Consider the following 17,865-nt stretch of genomic DNA (forward strand, 5'->3'; position numbering starts at 1 on the left):
GTCGCCATCGGATTCGGTCTGGGCGGAGGCCGTACCCGCGCCGAGCAGCATCCCGACCGTCACACCGGCGCACACCGCGCCCGCACCGAGCCAAAGCAAGAACCGGTCGCCCATGCCGTCTCCCGTCTGCGGACCGCCGGTAACGCTAACGGTCGACGCGAGACTCAGGGCTGTATTTACGAAGATTCCGCCGGGACGTCACACGTGAAAAGCGAACTGCCGGCGGATTGTCGTCCGCCGGCAGTTCGTGAAAAGGGTTGGCTCAGCGCTCTCCGCTGACCGGGATACGTCCGGTCGGCGCCTCGTCATCGCCGGTGCGATGCCGGGCGGTAGCACCGTCGTCGGGATTCTCGTGCGCGGAATACTTGTGCGTGCCCTCGAGGTCGTCGCGGATCGCTTCCTGAGCGTTCGGCGGCAGTGTGTGCATGATCTCGCGGACGCGGGCCTGGCGGCGGCCGACGGCCGCACGCTCCGGCATGCCCGGGGTCGCCTGGATCTGCGGCGGCACGCCCTCGATCTCCTCGACGCCGCCGTCATGGTGACCGGCGTCGACCATGGCCTGCTCTTCGGCCATCTGCGTCTCGTCCTTTTCCTCGGACATGCCGATGGGGCCGAGGCGGCGGCCGTTGAGGAACTGACGGACCACGGGCTCGTCGCTGGTCAGCAGGACCTCGCGCGGGCCGAACATCACAAGGTGCTTACGGAACAGCATGCCGATGTTGTCGGGCACGGTGCGGGCGATGTTGATGTTGTGCGTCACGATCAGGATCGTGGCGTCGATCTGCGCGTTGATGTCGATTAGCAGCTGGGAGAGGTAGGCGGTACGAACCGGGTCAAGACCCGAGTCGGGCTCGTCGCAGAGGATGATCTGCGGATCGAGTACCAGCGATCGGGCCAGCCCGGCGCGCTTGCGCATACCGCCGGAGATCTCGCCGGGGAACTTGTTCTCGTCGCCGGCCAGGCCGACCAGTTCCATCTTCTCCATGACGATGTTGCGGATTTCGCTTTCCTTCTTCTTGGTGTGTTCACGCAAGGGGAAAGCGGTGTTGTCGTAGAGGCTCATCGAGCCGAACAGCGCACCGTCCTGGAACATCACGCCGAACAGCGTGCGGATCTCGTAGAGCTCCTTGGCGGTGCACTCGATGATGTTGGTGCCGTCGACGATGATCGAGCCGCGCTCCGGGCGCAGCAGTCCGATCAACGACTTCAGGAACACCGACTTACCGGTACCGGACGGGCCGAGCAGCACGCTGACCTCGCCCGCCGGGACGTCGAAGGTGACGTCTTCCCAGATTCGCTGGGGCCCGAAGGACTTGGTCAGTCCCTCAACCTGAATGCCAATGCCCACGCGAGATCCTTCCGCCAATGAGTTCTGCAGCCACACGCTCCCCGCCTGTGGCTTGAGTCACTGTAGCTTACGACGCCGGTCCGGGGACACTAGTCGGAGGTCACATCTCGGGTCCCACCAGCAAGGACGGTAAAACCCACTGTGGGGCCGATCTGTTTGCCAGATCAGCCCCACAGGGACGTAGAACGTAGTCGGAACTACTTGACGGTGACCGTCGCGCCCGCGGCCTCGAGCTTGGTCCTGGCCTCGTCCGCTGCGTCCTTGGCGACCTTCTCCAGGAGCGGCTTGGGAGCCCCGTCGACCAGATCCTTGGCTTCCTTTAGGCCCAGACCGGAGACGATCTCGCGAACAACCTTGATGACGCCGATCTTCTTGTCGCCGGCAGCCTCGAGGATGACGTCGAACTCCGACTGCTCCTCGGCGGCCTCGGCAGGCGCACCGGCAGCGGCGCCGGGGGCGGCCGCAACGGCGACCGGAGCGGCGGCGGTGACGTCGAAGGTCTCCTCGAACGCCTTCACGAACTCGGAGAGCTCAAGCAGGGTCAGTTCCTTGAACGCGTCAAGCAGATCCTCAGTGGACAGCTTTGCCATGGTGATGGTCCTTTCTTGCTTCTTCTTCTTCTGTCTTTGTGGTGGTGTGACGTACGCGGCTTTACGCAGCAGCTTCTTCTGCGGCCTTCTTCTCCTGCAGTGCGGCGGCCAATCGAGCCACCTGCGCTGCGGGCGCCTGGAACAGCGCGGCCGCTTGGGTGGTCTTGGCCTTCATCGCGCCGGCCAGCTGGGCCAGCAGCACCTCGCGCGACTCCAGATCGGCGATCTTGTCGATCTCCGTGACGGTCAGCGGTCGACCGTCCATGTAGCCGCCATTGACTATCAGCGCCTTGTTGTCCTTGGCGAACTTCTTGATCGCCTTGGCCGCGTCGACTGCCTCACCCGTGACGAACGCGATCGCGGTGGGGCCGACGAAAAGCTCGTCGAGACCCTCGATACCGGCCTCCGCCGCGGCACGCTTGACCAGCGTGTTCTTGGCGACGGTATAGGTAGCGGACTCACCGAGCGAGCGACGCAGGTCCTTGAGGTTGGCCACCGTGAGTCCGCGGTATTCGGTGACGAGCGTTGCCGTCGCCTCCTTGAACTGTTCGGCGATGTCGGCAACCGCGGTGGCCTTGTCAGCCTTGGCCATGCATGCCTCCTCGTAGTTGGTGACCGAGGTCGGATGTCAGAAGGCCCGAGAAACGACGAACGCCCCGACGCAGACGGTCGGGGCGCGCTGATCTACAACTGCCTCGTCCTCCTGCGTGGGCCGCCCGGACGATCCGGGACCTTCAACCGATTTCTCGGTGACCGACGGTCTTTGGTGGAACGGCTCAAGAGTAGCGGATAGCCCGTCGATCAGCCAAAACGGCGGTCACCAGTTACAGCGGCGGCGGCGGCGCCGACGAGGCCTGCGCGGCCACGTCGAGTGCGGTATCCAGGATGGCGAGGCCGTCGCGGACCTCTTGGTCGCTCACCGTGCACGGCGGCACGATATGGATCCGGTTGAAGTTCGCGAACGGAAGCATCCCGCCCTGCTTGCACGCCCCGACGACAGCATTCATCGCGGCGCTGGTCCCGCCGTAGGGGGCCAGTGGCTCCTTGGTCTGTTGGTCGGCTACCAGTTCCACCGCCCAGAACACGCCGAGACCGCGGACCTCGCCAACGCAATCATGACGTTCGGCGATGTCGGCCAGTCCGGGTCCGAGGATTTCTTCACCGATTCGCGCCGCGTTGGCGACCATGCCCTCGTCTTCCATCGCATTGATGGTGGCAACGGCGGCCGCGGTGGCCAGCGGGTGGCCCGAATACGTCAGGCCGCCGGGATAGGCGCGATGGGCAAACGTGTCCGCGATCGCCGGACTGATGGCCACTCCGCCGAGCGGTACGTAACCGGATGTCACGCCTTTGGCGAAGGTGATCAAGTCGGGCGTGACATCGAAATGGTCGATGGCGAACCACTTGCCGGTACGACCGAAGCCTGCCATCACCTCGTCGGCGATCAACATGATCCCGTACCGGTCGCAGAGATCCCGGACGCCGGCCAGATAGCCGGCGGGCGGCACCATGATGCCCGCGGTCCCCGGCACCGACTCCAGCGCGATCGCCGCGATGGTCGCGGGCCCCTCCATCCGGATCACCTCGTCGAGGTGTGCCAGCGCGCGTTCGCTTTCTTCCTCCTCGGTCGTGGCGTTGAAGTGCGAGCGATAGAGGAACGGGCCGAAAAAGTGCACGGCGCCGCTGTTTCCGTAGTCGTTGGGCCAGCGTCGCGGATCACCGGTCATGTTGATCGCGGTGTCGGTGCCGCCGTGGTAGGAGCGGTACCGAGTGAGCACCTTGTAACGGCCGGTGTGCAGTCGCGCCATCCGCACCGCGTGTTCGTTGGCGTCGGCGCCGCCGTTCGTGAAGAAGATCTTGTTCAGGTCGCCGGGGGTTCGCTCTGCGATCAGCCGTGCCGCCTCCGAGCGAGCGTCGTTGGCGTGCTGCGGAGCAACCGTGCAGAGCTTGGCCGCCTGCTCCTGGATGGCCGCGACTACCTTGGGGTGCTGGTGGCCGATGTTGGTGAAAACCAGCTGAGAAGCGAAGTCCAACAAGCGGTTTCCGTCACCGTCCCAGATGTAGGAACCCTCCGACGCCACGATGGTCATCGGAGTGATCTCCGCCTGGGCAGCCCAGGAGTGGAATACGTGCGAGCGGTCGAGTTCGTACGTTCGGGCCGCCTGCGCACGGGCGTCGTCGAGGCTCAACCCGTTGGGCAGCACTGCGTTGTCGGTGCGCTCGTCGAGATTCGTCATGTAGGTGTCACCACTTACTTGTTTTGGGGGAAGCCGAGTTCGAGGCCGCCGTGGCTGGGGTCGAGCCAGCGTTGAGTGATGGCCTTGCCGCGGGTGAAGAATGCCACGCCGTCGGCGCCGTGGGCGTGGGTGTCGCCGAACAGCGAGGCTTTCCAGCCGCCGAAGCTGTAGTAGGCCATCGGTACCGGGATGGGGACATTGATGCCGATCATGCCCACTTCGACTTCGTTTTGGAAGCGACGTGCGGCGCCGCCGTCATTGGTGAAGATCGCGGTGCCGTTGCCGTAGGGGTTGGCGTTGATCAGATTCAGCGCCTCGTCGTAGGTCTCCACCCGCACCACTGAGAGAACGGGGCCGAAGATCTCGTCGGTGTAGACGCTCATCTCGGGGGTGACGTGGTCGATGAGGGTGGGCCCCAACCAGAACCCGTTCTGGCCGCCGTCGGCCTGCGCGCCGCGGCCGTCGACGACGATCTTGGCGCCGTCGGCCTCGCCTGCGTCGATGTAGGAGGCGACCTTGTCGCGGTGCACCTTGGTCACCAGCGGGCCCATGTCGGAATCCTTGCGGCCGTCACCGGTCTTGATGGTCGCGGCGCGTTCGGCGATCTTGGCGACCAGGTCGTCGGCGATCGGCCCGACCGCGACACACGCCGAGATCGCCATGCAGCGCTCCCCTGCACTGCCGAAGCCGGCGTTGACCATCGCGTCGGCGGCCAGGTCCAAATCGGCGTCGGGCAGGATCACCGCGTGGTTCTTCGCGCCGCCCAGCGCCTGCACCCGCTTGCCCGCGGCAGTGCCGGCGGCGTAGACGTACTGCGCAATCGGGGTGGAGCCGACGAAGGACACCGACTTGATCGCGGTGTTGGTCAGCAGCTCGTCGACGGCGGTCTTGTCGCCCTGCAGCACGTTGAACACCCCGGGCGGAAGCCCGGCTTCGGCCCACAGCTCGGCCATCCAGATCGACGCCGACGGGTCCTTCTCCGACGGTTTGAGCACCACGGTGTTACCGGCGGCGATCGCGATCGGGAAGAACCACATCGGAACCATGGCGGGGAAGTTGAATGGGGAGATCACCGCCACGGGTCCTAACGGCTGGCGGATCGAGTACACGTCCACCTTCGTCGAGGCGTTCTCGGTGAACCCACCCTTGAGCAGATGCGGTATACCGCAGGCGAACTCGACGACCTCCTGGCCGCGGCTCACCTCGCCGAGCGCATCGGAGACCACCTTGCCGTGCTCGGAGGTGATGATCTCGGCGAGCTCACCCTTGCGCTCGTTGAGCAATTCGCGGAACGCGAACAAGATCTGGGTGCGCTTGGCCAATGAGGTGTCCCGCCACGCGGGGAATGCCGCCGCTGCCGCATCGATGACCACACGCGCGTCCTGCACGCTGGCCAGTGCCACCTCACCGGTCACCTCACCGGTGGCCGGGTTCGTCACCGGCGCAGTGTCGGTGCTGCTGCCAGCGAACGGCTTGTTGTCGGTCCAATGCGAAATGGTGTGCGGCATGAAGCTCTCTTCAAGAGTGGGTCGGTCGCGTGCGACCGTTCGGCTCCTCAAGTGTGGGTCTCCGAACGGACGCTCCACGGATACATCATGTCTCTGATATCGGCTGTCTGATTACACTGTGTAAATGACTCCGACCGTGGCTGAGGTGATCGCGCTGCCCGCTATCGCGGCCGGTCAGCCCAGGATCCTCAGTGCTCGGCGATGGGATGAGCCGATCCGTTGGGTTCACGTCGGTGACATCGCGGATTGGTCGGCACTGCTTCAGGGCGGGGAATTGGTGCTGACCACCGGTGCAGCGCTGCGCAAGGCACCCGCCAGGTACCTGCGCGGGCTCGCCGATGCGGGAGCGCTCGGTGTCGTCGTCGAACTGGGCGCCGCGGGACCACTGCCCGAGGCGGCCGCGACTCTCGCCGACGAGCTCAACGTGGCGTTGGTGGAACTGCACCGCGAGATCAAGTTCGTCGAGGTGACCGAGGAGGTGCACCGTCGGATCGTGGCCGAACAGTTCGAGGAGGTGGCCTTCGACCGTCGAGTGCACGAGACCTTCACCGACCTCAGCATGAAGCGAGTATCGGCGGGCGGAATCGTCGCTGCCGCTGCCCGCATGGTCGGTGAGCCGGTGGTGTTGGAGGACCTGGCCCATCAGGCGCTCGCAGTGGCACCCGGGCCCGACAACACGGTCGACCTCCTCGAAGACTGGGAGCGACGTTCACGGCGGGCCTCCGGCGAGGGCGGCGAGGACAGCTGGCTGATGACGGCAGTGGGAACCCGCGGCGAGGAGTGGGGGCGGCTGATCGTCCCGCGTGCCGCGGCCGATACCGCTCGTGCCACCAAAGTGCTGGAGCGGGCGGCGGTAGCGCTCGCGATGGACCGGATGATCGAACGTGACCGGGCCGGCCTGCATCAGCAGGCGCAGAGCGGTCTGATCGACGAGGTACTCCGCGACCGGATGAGCGATGAACGCGAAATCGCCGTCCGCGCACATGCATTGGGGTTGCGGAAGGCTTCACGCTACTTTCCGGTGACGGTACGGGTGCGCTATCACCCGACCGGGGCGGATCCGCTGGCGAGGCAGCGCCGCAATGTTGCCCTGCTCGACGCCGTCGCCCATGCCGTCAACGCGTCGGGCCACACCGGGCTGTTCGCCACCCGCAGCGATGGCCAGGTTGGTGCCGTTATCGCGTTGAGTTCCAACCGCGCGGGAGGCGCGGACAGGGCATGGAATGCGCTCGGTGACGCGGTGAATCGCGAAGTCATGCGCATCGACGGGGTGCAGCATTCGGTGCTCGCGGTCGGGACACCTGCCGACGTCGTCACCGATGCCACCCACGGACTGACCGATTCCGCCCACGTGGCGGAGGTGGCGCTGGCGATGGAGCCGCCGGACCGGCAGTTCTATCGGGCATCCGATGTGCGGCTGCGTGGACTGATCTCGTTGTTGCAGAATGACGCTCGGGTGCAGGCCTTCGCCGAGACCGAACTGAAGGCGCTGCTGACGGCCGACCGCGGCGGTCCGCGTTCGGATCTCATCGTGCTGCGCGAATATCTGCGCCTGGCGGGCAACAAGGCAGCGTTGGCAGCGCGTCTGCACATCAGCAGACCGGCGCTCTACAAACGGCTCACCGCCATCGAGCGCACCCTCGGCGTGGACCTCTCCGACGCCGAATCGATGGTCTCGCTGCACGTCGCGATGCTGGTGCTGGAGACCCGCAGGGGCGCAGACAGCGCAGTCGCGGGCTGACCTGGCGTTTATACGATCTTGGGTAACGTTGCGCCCGTTGCCAACTCGGCGTACTGGCGCATCAGGCGCAGGGCCGTTTTCCTGCTCAACTCGGGATCGCGCGCCACGATGCGGTAGCCGAGGTAGTCCTCCATCGACATCAGCGTCATCGCCACATCGCGCGCAGGCGTTCGCAATGTGAACGTGCCAGCCTTGGCGCCGGCGTTGAGGATGCGAATGTACAACTTGACCTGCCGGTGGTAGATCCCCTGCACGTCTCGGCGCTGGTCGAGTTCGAAGCCGGCCGCCAACACGGCTCGCCAGATGGCGCGCCACTCGGCGTCGTCCGGCCCGGTCGGCAATCCGGCGGCGATCGTCATCGCCAATTGCTCGCACACGTCGCGGGTGTGCGTAGCCGCAGCAAGGCGATCGTCGTAAAAGCGGACATCGGAACGCAGGGCGAGTTCCGAGAGCAGCTGGTGCATGTCCTTGAAGTAGTAGCGCACGGCATTGGCGGTGGTCCCGAGTTCGGCGGCGACGTCGGTGAGTCGCAGCGTCGCCAGGTCGTGGCGCTCGATCAATCCAATGGTCGCGTCGAGGATCTCTTTGCGTCGTTGCGTCTGCCGGTTCGGACGTGCCACGCGTCCCATGATCCCAATTTCGGTCAACCACTTGCGCCAGCCCCACCGGAAGCGCATTATTTTCCTTCAAGGAAAAAAACTCTCAGGGGCCTGGCCTCCAGGTAGGGACACATGCGAGCCAGAGAACTCGATATCACCATCGGCAGGCATCCGACCGGCGCCGACAACGCGATCACCGACGTCCCCGGCGTGCGCGTCGGCCATGTCACCCTCGACGAAACCGGCCCCCCTGCCGTGCACACCGGCGTGACAGTCGTGATTCCCCACCCTGAAATCTGGAACGAACCGGTGTTCGCGGGCACTCACCGGCTCAACGGAAGCGGTGAACTCACCGGGCTGGAATGGATCCGCGAGTCCGGAGAACTCACCACGGCGATCGCCCTGACGAATACCCACAGCGTCGGCGTGGTGCGCGATGCCCTCGTCGAGGCACAGGTGCAGGCCAGAGGCGACGGGGTGTACTGGTCGTTGCCCGTCGTCGGCGAAACCTACGACGGGGTGCTCAGCGACATCAACGGCCACCACATACGAGCCGACCACGTGCGCGAAGCGCTGGCGTCGGCGAGTGACGGGCCGGTCGCCGAGGGCAATGTCGGCGGCGGAACGGGCATGATCTGCCACGAGTTCAAAGGCGGCATCGGTACCTCATCGCGGGTGACCGACACTGCGGTGGGTCAGTACACCGTCGGAGTTCTCGTGCAGGCCAACCACGGTCGCCGAGAGCTGCTGCGCGTCAACGGCGTTCCCGTCGGCGACGTGATCGGACCCGATCGGGTGCCGCTGCCGCAGACCCCGGCCGGCTACGAGCCCGGCTCGGGTTCGATCATCGTCGTGGTCGCCACCAACGCGCCGCTGCTCCCCCACCAGTGCGCGAGGCTCGCGCAGCGCGCCGCCGTGGGTGTCGCCAGAGTCGGCGGCGCAGGCGAACAGTACAGCGGCGACCTGATGCTCGCGTTCTCCACCGGAAACCGCGGCATTCCGCCCTATGCCTGGGACGAGGACACCCTCGTCGCCCGGCCCGAGATTCCACTGAAAATGGTTGCTCCGCAGTTGATGACGCGGCTATTCGACTTGACGATCGAGGCCACAGAAGAGGCGATCGTCAATGCCATGGTGGCCGCCACCACGCTCACCGGACGCAACGGCATCACCGCTCACGCCGTCGACCACGACCTGCTCCGGCAGGCGCTTGCCCAACCCGTTCGCCACCAGGAGGACCGATGATCGAGAACCCGACAACTGATGAGACGCAGCGGCTCAGCGGCCACCTCGGCACCGTCGGCGTCGTGTTCATGGTGGTGGCCGCCGCGGCGCCGCTGACTGTGATCGGCGGCAACATGCCGCTCTCGATGGGGCTCGGCAACGGCGCGGGCGCGCCGGTCGGCTTTATCATCGCCGCAGTGGTGCTGCTGCTGTTCAGCATCGGTTTCGTGACCATGACGCCGCATGTGCCCGAGGCGGGCGCGTTCTTCTCCTACGTGACCCTCGGGCTCGGCAAGCGCCCGGGCACCGGCATCGCGGTGGTCGCACTCATCGCCTACACCGCGATACAGGTGGGCATTTACGGCTACATCGGGTGGGCGATCGGCGACACCGTGGGTTTCTACGGCGGCCCGGAAATCCCCTGGGCCGTCTACTCCTTCGCGGTCCTGGCGATCGTCGCCCTGCTGGGCTACCGCCACATCGACCTGAGCGCAAAGGTGCTCGGCGTCGCGCTGGCCCTCGAGATCGGCATCGTCGTCCTTCTCGACTTCGTGATCGTCGTCAGCCCCGGCCCGTCGGGCCTGACCCTGGAGCCGTTTCGGCCTGACATCTTCACCACCGGCAGCCTCGGCATCGCGGTGCTGTTCTCGCTGACCGGCTTCATCGGCTTCGAGGCGACGGCGGTGTTCCGCGACGAGGCGCGCGATCCCGAGCGCACGATCCCCCGCGCGACCTATGCCGCGGTGCTCATCATCGGCGGCTTCTACGCGCTGACGTGCTGGGCGTTCGTCGTCGCCATCGGACCCGATCAGGTCGCCGAGGTGGCACAGCGCACCCTCGACGGCGACGCCAACATGTTGCTCGACACCACCGACGACACACTGGGTCGGATCGGCAGGGATGTCGTGAACGTCCTGCTGCTGACGAGCCTGTTCGCCTGCGTGCTGTCCTTCCACAACGTGATCGCGCGCTATCAATTCGTCCTTGCCGGAAAGGGTTTGCTTCCGCGTCGGCTCGCTACCGTCCATTCGACGCACCACTCGCCCGCCTTCTCCTCGGTGGTGCAGACGATCACGGCGGCGACGATTGTGTTGCTCCTTGCGGTGTTCGGGGTCGACCCGTTGGTCGGGGTGTTCGGTTCGATGGCCGGTGTGGCGACGGTCGGCATGGTGCTGCTCATGCTCACCACGTCGATCGCGGTGCTGGTGTACTTCGTCCGCCACCGCGAGCAGGCGGGTGGGCGCATCTGGCAGACCGGGATCGCCCCCGCGCTGGCCTGTGTCGGTCTGCTGGCCAGTCTGTGGCTCGTACTGTCCAACTTCACGCTCGTCACCGGTGGCAGCGCCACGCTGAGCGCCGTTCTTGCCGCGGTACCGTTCGTCGGCCTGCTGATCGGTTACTTCGTCGGACAGCCCGACCGGCCCGCAGTAGCGACTGCCCCCTAGCGATTTCGGCGCGGTAATCGACGCTGAGCGCACGTTAGCGCGCCGAAATCACCAGAGAGGCGGCGCCGACGAGGCCGGCGTCACCACCCAGTTCGGCGGGCACCACCTGCAGGTCGTGCAGGAAGTCCAGGCCCGCGTGCACGGCCAGCACTTCGCGAACCGGGTCGAACAGCAGTGCTCCCGATTTCGCCACTCCCCCGCCGATGACGACGCGATCCAGATCGCAGACCGCTCCCACCGACGCGATCATCGCCGCGACGGCGGTGGCCCCACGCCTGAAGGCCTTGAGCGCCAGCGGGTCTCCCGCGTTGGCGGCGTCGGCGAGCTCCTTGGCGTCCGCCTCGGGCGGCGCGTCCCAGCCGTTGTCGCGGGCCCAGCGCGCCATGTTCGGGCCCGACGCGATCGTCTCCACGCAGCCACGACCGCCGCATGTGCACGGTGCGCCGTCGGGCTCGACGACGACGTGGCCGACGTGCCCGGCATTGCCGGTGCGCCCGTCGTAGGGCGCGCCGTCGAGCACGAGACCGCCGCCGACGCCCGTCGACACGACCATGCCGAGCATGAAGTGCGCGCCGCGACCTGCGCCACGCCACCGCTCACCCATCGCCATGCACAACCCGTCCCCGGCAAGACGTACGGGCGCACCGACCAACTTGGTCACCCGATCGACGATCGAAAAGCGTTGCCACTGCGTGATATTGATCGGGCTGACGGTGCCCGACGGCAGATCGATCGGACCCGCCGACGAGATCCCGACACCGCGGACGTGACCTCCCGCCGCGGCCAGCGCCTCGGTCACCAACGAGTCGACCACCGCCCAGATGGCCTCCGCGTCGCTCTCCGGCGTCGGCAGCTGGGCGTGGCGGCCGAGTTGTCCATCGCCATCGACCAGTCCCACGGCGATCTTCGTGCCGCCGATGTCGATCGCCAGCGCCTGATCGTTCATCAGTGCCTGTGCGTGTTGTCGGGCTGTCGCGGGTCGCCCGGGTGCTCGTAGCCGGGTGCGAGCCGGACCAGTTCGGCACGTCTCGCGTCGAGCCATAGCCGGAATGCCCGTCGACGCGCGGCACCTCGCAGATGCTCCACGATCAGCGGTCGAACGGCATCCAGCGGCGGGGCGACGGATGTGGCGGTACGCCAGCCGTTTCCGGCGTCCGACGGCGCTGCGAAGCGCAACGGGTTGCGCTCGTGGTACCCGGCGATGTCGGCTTCGGAGACGGCGACGGTCGACGTGACGTGCGCGAACATCACCCGGGCGAGCGGATCGGCCAACGCCGCCGCGGCGACACTGCCGATCTCCAGCCGCGCCGAATTGTCCGGCAGCAGTTCATCTTCCGCGGGCGCGCCGACGGCAGTCAGGCCGGCCGCTTCAGCCTCGGCGGCGATCACCCGCTCGGTCACCATCAGCTGCGTCAGCCAGCGACGCAGCTGGCGTCCCTCGCTGGTTCCCGCGCGCGGCAACACCGCAGCGGGCACCGCGTCCCGCAGCCGCGACTCTCGGGCGTCGACATCGGCGACTCGCACGTCGTGACCCGCGACGGTGGCGGCGACGTGCGGGTGGCTCATCGGACCGTCACCTTGACGGCAGGCGAATAGAGCAACCGTCCGGCGCAACCCACCCGGATCAGCGCCCACCATTCGCCGGGTTGCACCCAGGGTGGTGGCGCGACATCGAACCCCAGTTCCACCGTCTTTTCCGGCGTCAGCACAGCGCCCTGCGCGGCGGGCCCGATCCACTCCCACGTTCCCCACGGGCTGATCAGGTGCGCCTCCATCGACAGGCTCGCGCCCGCCGATGTGCCGACCGTGACCGTGAGCCGCGCGGTGTCACCGGCAGCCACCTCGACGCCGGTGGGTTCGCCCACCAGATAGACGATTTCGTTGTCTTCCCTGGGTGTACCGACCGACACGGTGGCGACGTCCTCGACGACCTGGCGCCACGACGCAGGCATCGACTCTGCGTCGTCCCCGGTGACCGCGAGCTGGGCGCGGACCGGATAGAGCCCCGGCGGGGTGCCCGGCGGCATCGTCAGCTCGATGTCGGCCTCCAGATGCCCGCCGCCCGGCAGCACGAACGGCAGGCTCGGCGGACTGGCCGTCCAGCCGTCGGGGCACAGCAGCCGCACGGTGCCGTGCAGGACCGAGTCGGTGCAGTCGCTTGCTGCGGTGAGCCGGAGCACGACTTGGTCACCTGGCTCGGCGACCGAGGCCTGAGGGTGCAGATGGGCAACGGCGGGCAGTCCGCCCAGTGGCGCCGGGCCACGGTTGTGCAGCCAGTACCGCGCATACAGTGGCTGCGCCGCCTCGGCCTCGGGCGCGAGCTGGGCGTGGTCGGCCTCGAGTACGCGCGGCATGTTCAGCCGGGTCAACATCGTGGCGATCTCGTAGCCCTGCAGCTCGACGCCTTCGAAAGCGCGATGCTTGTGCAGCCGCGGCTCCTCGAGCAGGTTGACCCGGGATGCCGACGACACCCTGTGCAAGCCGGAGGTGATGGCGATTTCGGTAGCGGTGCCTACCGTTTCGACCAGACGAATCGCCACCGCTTCGGTCGGGTCGACGGGTTGGCTGCTTCCGGATGCCAGCGGGTTGCCCGCCGCCTTCAGCGCGCCGAGTTGGACGGTGCCTGCGGGTTCTATCTGCAACAGCGAGCCCCAGCTCGGCAACCCCCCTGCGGCACTACGGCTTCCGGCAACCGCCAATACAGGGTGTGAGAATTCGGCGCTCCGGTCGGGAACCGCGGCAGATCGCCAGTCACCGTCGCCGGAGGCGAGCGCGTAATCGAACGTGTGTGTCCAGTGCTGCAGTTGGAAGTTCGAGCCGTCGGGTGCGGTGCGTCGCGGCTGCGGGTCCATCCACACTCCGGACGGCCAGCCGGTGCATGACCTCATCAGCGACGCGTGCAGGGTGCCGTCGGTGTCGACGGCGAAGCTGGGCACGCCGCGGTTGAGCACCGCAACGGTCCGCGCGTCGAACGGCTCGACGTCCGGAGCCGCCTGTTGGTCGACCGAGATCTCCGCGTCGACAAGGTCTTCCACGACCGACGCGACCGCTGCGTCGAGTCCGTTGCCGCCGGCGACGATGAGCACCGGAAGTGTCCGCACACCGCGCAGGTCCGCGCCGGGCAGCCAGGCCGTCGCGAGCGGAGCGGCAGCGGGAACGAACACCCGTGCCGATCCGGTCTCGTACAGCTGACGCTTCAACTCGTCGGTATAGGCCGCGTCGGCTTCGGCCAACACCGCTGCGGTGAAAGAGTTCTCGTCGGGACCGCCGAGCGCGATCCGGGCGTCGGGGAGGTTGGAGTCGACCTCGAGGTCGCCGTAGCGGGATCTGTCGGCGCTGCTGCACGTGGCGGTGACGCCTGCGCGGACGAGCGCCACCATCAGATCGCGAGCCGTCGCCGCCGACTCGGCCTCTGTCGGCGAGACCACCTCGGCCACCGACACCGCCCGCACCGAGTCGCCCACTCGGATCCGCATCGCCGATGACAGTCCGAACCATCCGTAGGCCGGATTGTCCAGTGTGTAAGGATGTTTCGCGGTGTCGACGGACTCCGCGCAGCCGAGTTCGTGCAGTAGCGCAAAGCCGCGGCCGATCACGGCGTCGCCGACCTCGCTGACCGGCATCGCTCCCGGGATGGGGCACGGCCAGCGCAGCCGAAGCAGCTTGTCCTCACCGGTGAAGTCGTCGATGGTGGTGCTGCAGTCCACGCGCGCAACGTCATGCCACAGTGTCAATGTCTGGGTGTAGCGCAGCACGGAGCCGACTCGGCCTCGCACCACCAACCGCTCGCCCAGCGCGGAGTGGTAGCACTGCACGGACTCCGCGGATTCGGTCGACGAGACGACCACCGGCCCCTTGGGCAGCAGGTGCCACGGGCCCTCGCCCGCGTCCGGGTGTGCCGGGTACTCGTCGTATACCGCCAGCTCGTTGCCGACCTTGCCGTCGGCGAGCAGCTCGCGGCCGCCGTCGGTCAGCGATGAGACCGCGCCTCCCCGTGCCGGGTCGACCCGCAGCCGATAGCGGTCGTTGCTGATCTCGGTGCCGCTGCGCGCTTTCCAGCCCGTCTGCGCCGACCCGGCGGTCAGGCGGTAGGCGCGCCAGCCCAGCGAGGGGATGTCTCGCGCCAGCCAGCTCACCGACCGGCCACCGTGCTCGGCGAGTGCGGGTGACTCGTTGCCGTCGGCATCGGTCACCCGCACACCGTCGCCGAGTGGTTCGTCGAGTCGCGCCGTCACCACGTCGGTCCGGTTGTGCGTCAACGTGTTCCACACCACCACCGTTCCGTCGACGGCGCTCGAGATCAGCTCGAGCGCGTTGTCGCGCGCCGCGCGCCCCAGCTCCCAGGCGTCGCGCCAGCCCGTCAGCAGGTCGAGGTACACCTGGTCGGACTCCGAGCCGGTGATCGCGTCGTGATGGGCGCCGTAGGCCAGCTGCACCCACGCCTTCTCCAGCGCGGCCTGAGGGTAGCTGGCGCCGCCGAGCAGGCTTGCGAAAACGGCGAAGCGTTCGCCGTCCAGCACCGCGTTCTCGGCGTCGCGGTTGGCCTGCTTGGTGTCGATGTAGGAGACGTCCTTGCCGGTGTAGATCGGGTTCATGTCGCGGGTCTGCGGCGACGCCGCGATTCCCCGTTCCACCAGCTCCGCCCGAACGGAGGCGAAGAACTCCCGTGGCAGCGCACACACGAACCGCGGCCAGGTGTAGCGCTCATTCCAGTCGCGGTGAATCTCGGTGACCCACTTGTTCGGCGGCGTGTAGTCGGTGCCGACCGGCAGCAGCACGTTGCGTGTCAGCGTGACCTTCTTCAGCGACGAGAACAGTTCGTACGTCGCCGTTTCGGCCTCTTCGAGGGTCGCCGAGGAATCCATCCACCAGCCGACCGAGTAGTGCGCAGGCATGTAGTGGGTGAGCAGCCCGCGGCCCGACGGCGAGATCCACTCGAACTCGCTGGAGAACTGCATGCGCTCGGGGTCGCCCTGGTTCTGCATCGGACCCCACTGATGGTGCGGCCCGCGCGCCCACGAACTGGACGTCAGGCCGGCGTCGGCCGCCATCCCCGGGAACTGGGGGTCGTGGCCGAACGCGTCCAGCTGCCAGGCGGTGGCAGGCTCGGCGCCGACAACATCGCGTTGAAAGCCGATGCCGGCCACGAAGTTTCGGATCGTCGTCTCGGCACTGGTCAGGTTCGTGTTGGGCTCGTTGTACGTTCCGCCCATGATCTCGACGCGACCCTCACCGATGAACCGGCGCAGGTCCGTCCGGTCCTGCGGATGGGTGTCCCAGTACGGCTTGAGATAGTCGACCTCGGCCAGCACGAACTTGTATTCCGGCTCCCTGCGCGCCATTTCGAGGTGAGCGGCGACCAAGTTGAACCCGTTGGTCTGTCTGGCGCGGCCCGGTGGCTCCTCGGTCCACAGGCTGGTGTACGCGGCCTGCGTGTTCCACCAGACCGGGTCGTAGTGGAAGTGACTGATCATGAACATCGTCCAGCCCGGCTCGGCGACGACGAACTGGAAGTCGGTGGTGGTGCCGTCACACAGCACGCGCGCCGCGCGATTCTCACCGGGGACGGGGGCGCTCACCTCGACGGGCACCTCGACCACTCCACCGGCCGGGTTGGCGGCGGGCGGTTCCGGCGTGGTCAGACCGTCACCTTCGACGACGATCGGCGATGTGCCGCCGGTGTGGACCACCCTGACCAACTGCAGCGGTGCGTCGGCCGGCCCCACGAACAGGTCCGTCGACTCCGCGGAGGTCACGCCGAACGCCACGACGCCACCCTACGTAGTCACGGCCGCGAAACGTCCACAACAAGCGCACGGTGATCCGAGATCGGCAACTCAGGAGCCCGGCAGTCGTCGGCTCGCAGCGTCGGATCGTCGGTGAGGATGTGGTCGAGCTGGCGGTGTGGGTCGCTACCGGGGAAGGTGGGCGCGACCGCGAGCGAGCGCATTCCCACCCATCGCCCAGTCCTCGGCGGCGTCATGTTGAGGTCGCCCATCAGCACCCGAGGTCCGTCGAACCCGCGCAGATCGCGAACGAGGTGACGCAGCTGGAGGCGATTCCAGCCGGGCACGAACGTCAGGTGCGTGTTGGCGACCGTCAGGGTGCCCAGCGGTGTGTCCAGCTGCGCGACCATCGCCGCACGCGGTTCCTCGTGCACTACCAGCACCTTTTTCGGCTCGCGTAGATACATCGGGAACCTCACCGGGATCCGGGGTAAGCGCAACACCTGCCAGCTCAGCACCGGGAACCGGGACAACAGCGCGATGCCGTAGGCGGCCGTACCGGGCTGTTCGCGACCCGTCGCCGCCATCCAGGTCGCGCCGGGTGTGCCCGAGAGCGCCGCGACGAACCGGTGGGTCACCGCGCCCATTGCCTGAGCCGCCAACGCCGTCAGATCGGCCATCGACGAGCGGGGTTGGTCCAGGTCGACCTCCTGCAACGCCAACACATCGGCGTCAAGGAGGCGGACGGACTCCACGAACCGGTCCAGTTCGACGGCGCCGTCGTGAAGGCTTCGTCCGTGCAGGATGTTGAAGGTCGCCATCCGCATGGGTACTAGGTACCCACGATGACGAATATCGATCTTCGCGACGCGCTCAAGCGCGCGGCCTCGGCGCTCAAGGAGCACGGGCCGGAGTTCGCACTGGCCGGCAGTTACGCGCTCTGGGCGTACGGCGGGCCGGAACCCGTACACGACGTCGACTTCGTGGTCGCCGAGGAGGACACCGAGGCGGCGGCGTTGACGCTGGAGAAGGCCGGTTTCCAGCTCGACCGCACACCGGAGGACTGGCTGTTCAAGGCGTGCGTCGAGGAGCAGTTCGTCATCGACGTGCTGCACCAGCTCAACGGCAACCCGGTGAACGCCGACGACATCGCGGCGGCCGAGGTGCTCGACGTGCTGGCCATCCGGATGCGGGTACTTTCGCCCACGCGCGTCATCACCGAGAAACTGAACGCGCTCAACGAGCATCACTGCGATTTCGGGGCCCTGTTACCCGTTGTTCGGGCAGTACGCGAGCAAGTGGACTGGGACAGGCTGCGGGCCGATACCAGCCAAAACGACTTCGCCGTCGCATTTCTGGTGCTCACCGACCGGTTGGGCATCACGCACTGACTGTCGGCGGGTGAGCATTGTCACACCGGGCGCCATGCCGCGTAGGCCCTTTCGTC

General features: G+C 67.1%; 14 protein-coding genes. 4 read left to right on the plus strand and 10 right to left on the minus strand.

All coding sequences use genetic code 11. The features are described from left to right. Positions 1 to 262: 262 nt before the first annotated feature. The 5 genes from QOJ24_RS19960 to QOJ24_RS19980 form a co-directional block, all read right to left on the minus strand. A complete protein-coding gene (locus QOJ24_RS19960; RefSeq protein WP_526264353.1) occupies positions 263 to 1,348 on the minus strand; it encodes an ABC transporter ATP-binding protein in 1,086 nt (361 codons plus the stop codon). A gap of 197 nt (positions 1,349 to 1,545) precedes the next feature. Then, positions 1,546 to 1,938 carry a 50S ribosomal protein L7/L12 gene (gene rplL, locus QOJ24_RS19965; RefSeq protein WP_526264355.1) on the minus strand — a complete coding sequence of 131 codons (393 nt, stop codon included), beginning with the start codon at positions 1,936 to 1,938 and terminating at the stop codon, positions 1,546 to 1,548. Between the two features lie 61 nt (positions 1,939 to 1,999). Continuing rightward, on the minus strand, positions 2,000 to 2,530 hold the full coding sequence (rplJ, locus tag QOJ24_RS19970; RefSeq protein ID WP_526264357.1) for a 50S ribosomal protein L10: 531 nt from the start codon (positions 2,528 to 2,530) through the stop codon (positions 2,000 to 2,002). Positions 2,531 to 2,762: 232 nt separating this feature from the next. Further along, positions 2,763 to 4,175 (minus strand): aminotransferase family protein, encoded by a 1,413-nt coding sequence (locus tag QOJ24_RS19975; protein WP_526264359.1) that lies wholly within the window; start codon positions 4,173 to 4,175, stop codon positions 2,763 to 2,765. A 14-nt stretch (positions 4,176 to 4,189) separates the two neighbouring features. Beyond that, entirely contained in the window at positions 4,190 to 5,683 is a 1,494-nt protein-coding gene (locus QOJ24_RS19980) for a CoA-acylating methylmalonate-semialdehyde dehydrogenase (protein WP_526264361.1), read from the minus strand. A gap of 124 nt (positions 5,684 to 5,807) precedes the next feature. Here QOJ24_RS19980 and QOJ24_RS19985 point away from each other — a divergent pair, with 124 nt between their 5' ends. After that, entirely contained in the window at positions 5,808 to 7,424 is a 1,617-nt protein-coding gene (locus QOJ24_RS19985; protein ID WP_526264363.1) for a PucR family transcriptional regulator, read from the plus strand. 8 nt (positions 7,425 to 7,432) lie between these two features. On the opposite strand, the gene QOJ24_RS19990 is transcribed toward QOJ24_RS19985, so the two are convergent. Further along, the gene (locus tag QOJ24_RS19990) at positions 7,433 to 8,053 is read right to left on the minus strand and encodes a TetR/AcrR family transcriptional regulator (protein WP_526264365.1); all 621 of its coding nucleotides are present in this window, start codon (positions 8,051 to 8,053) and stop codon (positions 7,433 to 7,435) included. A 102-nt stretch (positions 8,054 to 8,155) separates the two neighbouring features. Between QOJ24_RS19990 and QOJ24_RS19995 the strand changes: the two genes are divergently transcribed. Next, positions 8,156 to 9,268, plus strand: coding sequence for a DmpA family aminopeptidase (locus QOJ24_RS19995; RefSeq protein WP_526264367.1), 1,113 nt, complete (start codon positions 8,156 to 8,158; stop codon positions 9,266 to 9,268). Beyond that, positions 9,265 to 10,692 (plus strand): amino acid permease, encoded by a 1,428-nt coding sequence (locus QOJ24_RS20000; protein WP_526264368.1) that lies wholly within the window; start codon positions 9,265 to 9,267, stop codon positions 10,690 to 10,692. The genes QOJ24_RS19995 and QOJ24_RS20000 overlap by 4 nt, the downstream gene beginning before the upstream one ends. A gap of 34 nt (positions 10,693 to 10,726) precedes the next feature. Here the strand turns inward: QOJ24_RS20000 and QOJ24_RS20005 are convergent, their stop codons facing one another. From QOJ24_RS20005 to QOJ24_RS20020, 4 genes are read right to left on the minus strand one after another with little or no spacing between them, the layout of a single operon-like run. Next, complete coding sequence (locus QOJ24_RS20005; RefSeq protein ID WP_526264370.1) at positions 10,727 to 11,638, minus strand: ROK family protein; 912 nt, start codon at positions 11,636 to 11,638, stop codon at positions 10,727 to 10,729. Beyond that, positions 11,638 to 12,258 (minus strand): DUF7158 domain-containing protein, encoded by a 621-nt coding sequence (locus QOJ24_RS20010; RefSeq protein ID WP_526264372.1) that lies wholly within the window; start codon positions 12,256 to 12,258, stop codon positions 11,638 to 11,640. Before QOJ24_RS20010 ends, QOJ24_RS20005 begins: the two co-directional genes overlap by 1 nt. Next, positions 12,255 to 16,460 carry a glycoside hydrolase family 38 N-terminal domain-containing protein gene (locus QOJ24_RS20015; protein WP_526264374.1) on the minus strand — a complete coding sequence of 1,402 codons (4,206 nt, stop codon included), beginning with the start codon at positions 16,458 to 16,460 and terminating at the stop codon, positions 12,255 to 12,257. The genes QOJ24_RS20010 and QOJ24_RS20015 overlap by 4 nt, the downstream gene beginning before the upstream one ends. Positions 16,461 to 16,477: 17 nt before the next feature. Continuing rightward, the gene (locus tag QOJ24_RS20020) at positions 16,478 to 17,245 is read right to left on the minus strand and encodes an endonuclease/exonuclease/phosphatase family protein (protein WP_526264376.1); all 768 of its coding nucleotides are present in this window, start codon (positions 17,243 to 17,245) and stop codon (positions 16,478 to 16,480) included. 18 nt (positions 17,246 to 17,263) lie between these two features. Between QOJ24_RS20020 and QOJ24_RS20025 the strand changes: the two genes are divergently transcribed. Continuing rightward, complete coding sequence (locus tag QOJ24_RS20025; RefSeq protein ID WP_526264378.1) at positions 17,264 to 17,809, plus strand: hypothetical protein; 546 nt, start codon at positions 17,264 to 17,266, stop codon at positions 17,807 to 17,809. Positions 17,810 to 17,865 lie beyond the last annotated feature (56 nt).

The organism is Mycobacterium sp. (assembly GCF_032159775.1).
In the GTDB taxonomy this organism is placed as follows: domain Bacteria; phylum Actinomycetota; class Actinomycetes; order Mycobacteriales; family Mycobacteriaceae; genus Mycobacterium.